We start from the raw sequence: 6,481 nt of genomic DNA on the forward strand, positions 1-6,481 counted from the left end.
CCGCCCGCCGCCGCAGCGCCGCCGCCACCGCCCCGGACGCGCCGGCGTCCGCGTGTGCCCGCCGGCGCCCCAACCCGTCCCCGCCGCACAGGACTTCGCAGGCCGGGCGGAGCCGGTGCAGGCTACCGCCGCGTCCGCCGATATGGCTGATTCCACCCCCTCATGCACCCTTGTACGGACCACCTCCTGGGGGAAGGCTGCGAAGTGACGCCGACGGGCCCCGGCGCGGCACCGCACCTTCCGCACACCGCAACTCCGCTGTGATCGCATCGAGTTGAGGAGGCGAACCGGACCGTGTCAGCGCGGCGCCGGACCCGTTCCGTACGGGGCGAAGGCCCGCCCGCCGGGCCGCGCCACCCGCGCGCCGCCGCACCGGCCACCGCCCGGCGGACCTCCCCGCCCCCGCGCGGGAGGGCTCACCAGGAGTGCCGTGGGACCCCGGCGGCACCCCCGCACCTCGGATCCACCGGGGGAACCACCGGCCACGGACGGCCGGAGAGCATCACCCCGCACCGCCGTGCCATCCGCCAACCGAGTGAAAGCGGACAGGAGCGCCCATGCTCGGACCCGTTCCCCATACCGAAAAGCGGATAGAAAGGGCAAAACCCAAAAAATACAGCAAACACGGCAAAGCTCCACAAAGCCAGGTGAGCCCATGATCGGTCGCATTCCTGTTCTGGACATCCGCCCGCAGATCGATTGCGGCCGCCGCCCGGCGAAGGCCGTGGTGGGCGAGACCTTCGAGGTCTCGGCCACCGTTTTCCGCGAAGGGCACGACGCGGTCGCGGCGAATGTGGTGCTGCGCAATCCGGCCGGCCGCTGCGGCCCCTGGACCCCGATGCGGGAACGGCAGCCCGGCACCGACCGGTGGAGCGCCGAGGTCACCCCCGCCGTCGAGGGCCGCTGGTCGTTCACCGTCGAGGCCTGGTCCGACCCCGTGCGCACCTGGCGCCGGCACGCCGGCATCAAGATCCCCGCGGGCATCGACACCGAGCTGGTGCTCGCCGAGGGCGCCGAACTCCACGAGCGGGCGGCGGCCGAGGTCCCCAAGAGCGAGGGGCGCGAGGCGGTGCTCGCCGCCGTGGACGCGCTGCGCGAGACGGCCCTGCCCGCCGCGACCCGGCTCGCCGCCGCCCTCGCCCCGCAGGTCACCGAGGTGCTGGCGCGCCATCCGCTGCGCGAACTGCTCACCGTCTCGCGCCCGATGCCGCTGGTCGTCGAGCGCCGAAGGGCCCTGTACGGCTCGTGGTACGAGCTGTTCCCGCGCTCCGAGGGCGCCGCCGTCACCCCGGACGGCACGACCGTCGGCGGCACCCTGCGCACCGCCGCCGAGCGGCTGCCGGCTGTCGCCGCGATGGGCTTCGACGTGGTCTACCTCCCGCCGGTCCACCCCATCGGCACCGCCTTCCGCAAGGGCCCCAACAACGCGCTGTCGGCCGGCCCGGACGATGTCGGCTCGCCCTGGGCGATCGGCTCGGCGGCCGGCGGCCACGACGCCCTGCACCCCGCCCTGGGCACCTTCGAGGACTTCGAGCACTTCGTGCGCACGGCCCGGGAGCTGCGGATGGAGGTGGCCCTGGACTTCGCGCTGCAGTGCTCCCCCGACCACCCCTGGGTCACCCTGCACCCCCAGTGGTTCCACCACCGCGCCGACGGCTCCATCGCCTACGCCGAGAACCCGCCGAAGAAGTACCAGGACATCTACCCCCTGGCCTTCGACGCCGACTTCCGCGGGCTGGTCCGCGAGACCGAGCGGCTGCTGCGCTTCTGGATGGCCAAGGGCGTGCGGATCTTCCGCGTGGACAACCCCCACACCAAGCCGGTGGCCCTCTGGGAGAAGGTGATCGGCGAGATCAACCGCACCGATCCGGACGTGCTCTTCCTCGCCGAGGCGTTCACCCGCCCGGCCATGCTGCACACCCTCGCCCAGGTCGGCTTCCACCAGTCGTACACCTACTTCACCTGGCGCAATACCAAGCGGGAGCTGACCGAGTACCTCACCGAGCTGTCCGGGGAGTCGGCGTCCTATCTGCGGCCCAACTTCTTCGTGAACACCCCCGACATCCTGCACGCCTACCTCCAGGAGGGCGGCCGCCCCGCCTTCGAGGTGCGCGCCGTGCTGGCCGCGACCCTGTCCCCCACCTGGGGCGTCTACGCCGGCTACGAGCTGTGCGAGGCGACGCCCGCGCGACCCGGCAGCGAGGAGTACCTCGACTCGGAGAAGTACCAGCTCAGACCGCGCGACTGGGCGGCGGCGGCACGTCAGGGGCAGACCATCGCCCCCCTGATCACCACGCTCAACCGCATCCGCCGCCGCCACCCCGCCCTGCAGCAGCTGCGCAATCTGCACTTCCACCGGGTCGACAACGACGCCGTCCTCGCCTACTCCAAGCGCGAGGGGCACGGCGAGCGGACCGACACCGTGCTCACGGTGGTCAACCTCGACCCGCACCACACCCACGAGGCGACGGTGTCGTTGGACATGCCGGAACTCGGCCTCGGCCGAAACGAGTCCTTCCCGGTGCGCGACGAGCTCACCGGCGACACCTACCACTGGGGCAGGGACAACTATGTGCGCCTGGAGCCGGGCAGCTCTCCGGCGCCCGCCCATGTGCTGTCGCTGCGACCGTCCTCACCGATCGGAGGGTCACCCAATTGATCGTCAATGAGCCCGTCCCCGACACCTTCGAGGACACCCCGGCCAAGGACCGCGATCCCGACTGGTTCAAACGGGCCGTCTTCTACGAAGTCCTGGTGCGCTCGTTCCAGGACAGCAACGGCGACGGCATCGGCGACCTCAAGGGCATCACGGCCAAGCTCGACTATCTGCAATGGCTGGGGGTGGACTGCCTCTGGCTGCCGCCGTTCTTCACCTCACCGCTGCGGGACGGCGGGTACGACGTCGCCGACTACACCGCGGTGCTCCCCGAATTCGGGGACCTGGCGGATTTCGTGGAATTCGTCGACGCCGCCCACCACCGCGGCATGCGGGTCATCATCGACATGGTGATGAACCACACCAGTGATCAGCACCCGTGGTTCCAGGAGTCCCGTGCCGATCCCGAGGGGCCGTACGGCGACTATTACATGTGGGCCGACGACGACAAGCAGTACGCCGACGCCCGCATCATCTTCGTCGACACCGAGGCCTCCAACTGGACCTTCGACCCGGTGCGCAAGCAGTACTACTGGCACCGGTTCTTCTCCCACCAGCCGGACCTCAACTACGAGAACCCGGCGGTCCAGGAGGAGATGATCTCCGCCCTGCGCTTCTGGCTGGACCTGGGGATCGACGGCTTCCGGCTGGACGCGGTGCCCTACCTCTACGCCGAGGAGGGCACCAACTGCGAGAACCTGCCCGCCTCGCACGCCTTCCTCAAGCGGGTGCGCGCGGAGATCGACGCGCATTATCCGGACACGGTGCTGCTGGCCGAGGCCAACCAGTGGCCGGAGGACGTCGTCGACTACTTCGGCGATTACGGCGTCGGCGGCGACGAATGCCATATGGCGTTCCATTTCCCGGTCATGCCGCGGATCTTCATGGCGGTCCGCCGCGAATCGCGCTATCCGGTGTCGGAGATCCTCGCCAAGACCCCGGCGATTCCCTCCGGCTGCCAGTGGGGCATCTTCCTGCGCAACCACGACGAGCTGACCCTCGAAATGGTCACGGACGAAGAACGCGACTACATGTACGCGGAATACGCCAAGGACCCGCGGATGCGCGCCAATATCGGCATCCGCCGGCGGCTGGCCCCGCTGCTGGACAACGACCGCAACCAGATCGAGCTGTTCACCGCCCTGCTGCTGTCACTGCCCGGCTCGCCGATCCTCTACTACGGCGACGAGATCGGGATGGGCGACAACATCTGGCTCGGCGACCGGGACGCGGTGCGCACCCCGATGCAGTGGACGCCGGACCGCAACGCCGGCTTCTCCTCCTGCGACCCCGGCCGGCTCTTCCTGCCGACCATCATGGATCCGGTCTACGGCTACCAGGTCACCAACGTCGAGGCCGCGATGAGTTCGCCCTCCTCGCTGCTGCACTGGACCCGCCGGATGATCGAGATCCGCAAGCAGAACCCGGCGTTCGGGCTGGGCAGCTACACCGAGCTGCCCTCCAGCAACCCGGCGGTGCTGGCCTTCCTGCGGGAGGCGCCGGGCACCGGCGGCGCGGACGACGACCTGGTGCTGTGCGTGCACAACTTCTCGCGCTTCGCCCAGCCCACGGAGCTGGATCTGCGGGCGTTCAGCGGCCGCCATCCGGTGGAACTCATCGGCGGGGTGCGCTTCCCGGCCATCGGGGAGCTGCCGTATCTGCTGACCCTCGCCGGCCACGGCTTCTACTGGTTCCGGCTGCGCAGAAACTCCGGGTGACGCCCCTGCCCCGACCGGGCACGGGTGCCGGGAACCACGCCCGTACGCGGCCACATGGCGCGTACGGGCGTTTTTTGACCTTTCGCTCGGGCAGTCTCCCTACTATCGCGCGGGCCGGATGAGCCCCGTCGGTCCCCCGGTCCGGGGGGACACCGCGCAGCGGAGCAGCACGGGCCCACCATCCGCTGCCGTACGGACGCTCTCGCACGACGGCCTCCCGGACTCCGTCTGGGGGTACCCCCACCGCGCCGCCGCACAGTCAAGGCCGCATTCCGGGACACTTGGCCCTATATGTCGTGTGCCCGGGGAAAGGACGCGACGCCATGTCGGACACCGCCTCGACCCGTGCCACCCGCAACACCCCTGACCGCCGCCCGCTCGCCGCCGCACCGGATCTGCTCTCCTCGCTGGCCGCCCTGCTCACCGCATGGGTGCCCCGCCAGCGCTGGTTCGCCGGCAAGGGACGGATGGTCACCGGCTTCTCGCTGCTCTCGGCGACCGAACTGCTGCCGTGCACCGCCGACGGCGGCACGCCGGGCCTGCTGCATCTGCTCGTCCGCGCCCAGCAGAGCGCCCCGCCGAGCCGCACCCCGGCCGGCGGCGACTGCTACCAGCTGCTGCTCGGGGTGCACCCGGCGCCGCCGCCGCAACTGGCGCCCGCGGCGATCGGCCGCCCCGCCGGCGGCCCGCTCGCCGGCCGCACGGTCTACGACGCGCTGCTCGACCAGCGGCTGTGCGGGCTGCTGCTGGAGCGGCTGCGGGTACCGGGCCGGCTCGGCGCGCTGCGCTTCTGCCGCGAGCCGGACGCCGTCATCCCCTCCGGGCTGACCGGCCGGCCGATCGCCGTCGAGCAGTCCAACTCCTCGATCGTGTACGGCGATTCGTTCATCCTGAAGGTCTTCCGGCGGATCGAGCCGGGCATCAACCCGGATCTGGAGCTGCCCCGGGCGCTGGCGGACGCCAAGTGCGCGCGGGTGCCGGCGCCCGCCGCGTGGTTCGAGGCGCCGGCCGCGGAGGAGGGCGGCGAGGCGACCACCCTGGGCGTGCTGCAGCCGTTCCTGCCGGGCTCGGCGGACGGCTGGCAGCTGGCGCTCAACGCGCTGGCGGTGCGGGCCGACTTCAGCGGCTCGGCGCGGGCGCTGGGCCATGCCACGGCGGAGGTGCACACCGCGCTCGCCCAGACGCTGCCGGTCTGCGAGCTGCGCCAGCCGCAGCTGGAGACGATCGCCACCCGGATGAACGAGCGGCTGACCGCCACCGCCCGCGCCGTGCCCGTGCTCCAGCCCTACCGCGCCCGGCTGCGCACCGCCTTCGACGCGCTGGCCGCGCTCGGCCGCGACGGCCGCGGCTGGGCCGCCCAGCGCATCCACGGCGATCTGCATCTGGGCCAGACGCTGCGCTCCGCCGACGAGGGGCGCTGGTCGCTGATCGATTTCGAGGGGGAGCCGGCCCGCCCGCTGGCCGAGCGGCGGCGGCTGGAGCCGGCGGTGCGCGATGTCGCGGCGATGCTGCGCTCCTTCGACTACGCGGCGCGCAGCGGACCGGCCGGCGGCGACCCCTGGTCGCTGGACTGGGCGCGCCGCACCCGCGACGCCTACTGCCTGGGCTACGCGGAGGCCGGCGGGCTCGATCCGCGCTCCGCGCCCGAACTGATGCGCGCCTACGAGACCGACAAGGCCGTCTACGAGGTGCTCTACGAGGCCCGGCACCGGCCCGACTGGCTGTCCGTCCCGATGGCCGCCATCCGGCGGCTGGCCGCGGGCGGGGAGCCGGCCGTGGGGGCGGACGGGTCCGGCGCGTCCCGGTCCGCCGGGCCCGACGGCCGGGGGTGAGGGGCCGCCGACGAACCGCACCGCCGCCCGTACGCCCCGCCGAGATCCGACCGCTGCCCCGCCCGAGGAGGCCCTCCCGTGACCGCCCGCCCGCCGTCCGCTCCGCACTCCCCCGACCCCGCGCCCGCCCGGGGCGCGACCGACGACCGCACGGCGGGGCTCTCCGGCCGCCCGGCGACGGCCCGGCCGCCGGCCGCCGAAGGCCTGAACTCCCCGCGGGACACGGCCGGCGGCGCTCCCGCCGCCCGGCCGCCGCTGGCCCCCCGCCCCGCCCC

3 protein-coding genes and 1 pseudogene are annotated in these 6,481 nt (G+C 72.5%); all 4 read left to right on the plus strand.

Annotated features, from left to right (window positions below):
- Positions 1 to 655 precede the first annotated feature (655 nt).
- Entirely contained in the window at positions 656 to 2,659 is a 2,004-nt protein-coding gene (locus tag IEY78_RS33510) for an alpha-1,4-glucan--maltose-1-phosphate maltosyltransferase (protein ID WP_189104777.1), read from the plus strand.
- Positions 2,656 to 4,374 carry a maltose alpha-D-glucosyltransferase gene (gene treS, locus IEY78_RS33515; protein ID WP_189104778.1) on the plus strand — a complete coding sequence of 573 codons (1,719 nt, stop codon included), beginning with the start codon at positions 2,656 to 2,658 and terminating at the stop codon, positions 4,372 to 4,374. Before IEY78_RS33510 ends, treS begins: the two co-directional genes overlap by 4 nt.
- A 323-nt stretch (positions 4,375 to 4,697) precedes the next feature.
- Positions 4,698 to 6,206 carry a maltokinase N-terminal cap-like domain-containing protein gene (locus IEY78_RS33520; RefSeq protein ID WP_189104779.1) on the plus strand — a complete coding sequence of 503 codons (1,509 nt, stop codon included), beginning with the start codon at positions 4,698 to 4,700 and terminating at the stop codon, positions 6,204 to 6,206.
- A gap of 78 nt (positions 6,207 to 6,284) precedes the next feature.
- Positions 6,285 to 6,481 (plus strand): annotated as a pseudogene (locus IEY78_RS33525) (2-oxoglutarate dehydrogenase, E2 component, dihydrolipoamide succinyltransferase); the annotation flags it as partial.

Origin of the sequence: Streptomyces kronopolitis (genome assembly GCF_014646275.1) — a bacterium.
Taxonomy (GTDB): Bacteria; Actinomycetota; Actinomycetes; order Streptomycetales; family Streptomycetaceae; genus Streptomyces; species Streptomyces kronopolitis.

What these genes read in the sequence shown, in the direction of transcription:
- IEY78_RS33510 (WP_189104777.1), top strand. Translation starts at nt 656, where the DNA reads ATGATCGGTCGCATTCCTGTTCTGGACATCCGCCCGCAGATCGATTGC.
- IEY78_RS33520 (WP_189104779.1), top strand. Translation starts at nt 4,698, where the DNA reads ATGTCGGACACCGCCTCGACCCGTGCCACCCGCAACACCCCTGACCGC.